The organism is Vibrio ouci (assembly GCF_004551525.1).
GTDB classification, from domain to species: Bacteria; Pseudomonadota; Gammaproteobacteria; order Enterobacterales; family Vibrionaceae; genus Vibrio; species Vibrio ouci.
Window position 1 is genome coordinate 1 of sequence record NZ_SATR01000211.1, and the last position, 1,075, is coordinate 1,075.

The following is a 1,075-nucleotide window of genomic DNA, read 5'->3' on the forward strand; positions in this document are numbered from 1 at the left end:
TGACAACTGGCTTACTGACATTGAATATGGAGGCAGTAGCTTCTTCAATATGGCTTCTTTTCTTTCTGCTGGAATACGAGACACAATTCATTCTTACCGCCCAAACTGGTTAAATTTTAACAGTGACAACTATCCTGCCAGAGGGGGCGACTAACAATGCCCAAAATAGAGACAAAGCGTATTACGAAAGGGACGTAGTGAGCGAATCGAGTCAACAAGAAATGGGCGAGTTTTTAGATGAAGCAACTATTAAGCTACTTGGTGTAATTCGAGATAAAAAGAAACTATTCACTGGTGAAGACCCTAAGGAACATCCTTATTCATCTCTTGAACATGTTAAAAACAAACCTTTTGTTATCGCAGTAGCTCCATTCGATAATCACTTGTCATTCACACAAAACAATATGGCGATTAATCGAGTGTTGTTTGGTATCAACCCGCCAAGACAAAACCATTTTGGAGAGATTGTTCAAGATAAAGTGCAATATGTTGAGAAAAAGAATGGTACCAAATTGGACTTGGGCATCTTTACTAATGATTCTTATAAAGAAATAAGTGCGGTCATTTTTTCAACGACAGGCATGTTTGGAAAGGCTATTGTCGAAAGTAAAATTGACGCTATGATTCGAGCTACAAAGTATAGACAGTTTTCTCTCAAGCAGTTTCGGGCTAACAAAAGGAAGAATACACTAGGTAAGTCTGAAAAACGGATTAGTGCCACCCATGACATAATATCTCTTCGTTACCCTATTGGGGATACAGTTGGAGGCTCTGATATGCATTTTTGCCACACATCAGAGTGGCGAGAAAGTCATGTAGATGGTCTCCATGTCTACTACAACCCTTTTGCGGAAGTTCCACTCGATAGAAAGTTGCTTAATACCATGCAAATAACCCAAAACAGCTACGATACAAAGGCTAATCATTTGTATTAGTTCCGACTAGATCTGACACTTCAATTTGAAAAGAAGAGAGTTACCCACTTTGATTAAAGGTGCTGAATCCGTAATCAAAGACAATAAGAGGTAACTCTCATGCTTCATACTAGCAATCCAATCATCAAACACAAAGCTGG

Annotated in this window: 1 protein-coding gene; it reads left to right on the forward strand. The window is 38.9% G+C overall.

What is annotated here, in order from left to right:
• The first annotated feature begins 197 nt into the window (after positions 1–197).
• Entirely contained in the window at positions 198–935 is a 738-nt protein-coding gene (locus ELS82_RS25205) for a hypothetical protein (RefSeq protein WP_208733316.1), read from the forward strand.
• Positions 936–1,075: the final 140 nt, after the last annotated feature.